1 protein-coding gene is annotated in these 321 nt (G+C 61.4%); it reads right to left on the bottom strand.

All coding sequences use genetic code 11. From position 1 onward, the window contains the following. Positions 1 to 321: DUF2493 domain-containing protein (locus tag EN807_RS33875; protein ID WP_135938042.1), on the bottom strand; the 321-nt coding region annotated here is incomplete at both ends.

Raw genomic sequence — 321 nt, 5'->3', positions numbered from 1 at the left:
CTACCCCGATCGGCATCGTATCGAGCATGGCGTCATTACGTTTGAAGGGAGCGGCCTTGGCGTGCCGGGTCCAGTCAGGTTTGAAGGCGATCTGTGGCACCTTGCGGCTGTAAGCCCATTTGGATGCGATCAACTCCGCACCGCGGGGTGATCCGCCATGGAGCAGGACCATCTCCGGGTGCTTGGTGTGAACCTGGTCGAGCTTCGCCCAGATCAGGCGGTGGTCGTTGAAGTCGAGCCCTCCGGTAAGGGCTACCTTCGGCCCGGGAGGCAAAAGCACCTGAGCGTCGGCGTGCTTCTTTGCGGCAAGAAAATCGCGAC

The sequence above is a fragment of the Mesorhizobium sp. M5C.F.Ca.ET.164.01.1.1 genome, assembly GCF_004792125.1.
Classification (GTDB): Bacteria; Pseudomonadota; Alphaproteobacteria; order Rhizobiales; family Rhizobiaceae; genus Mesorhizobium; species Mesorhizobium wenxiniae.
This window is presented reverse-complemented; position numbering and strand designations above follow the sequence as displayed.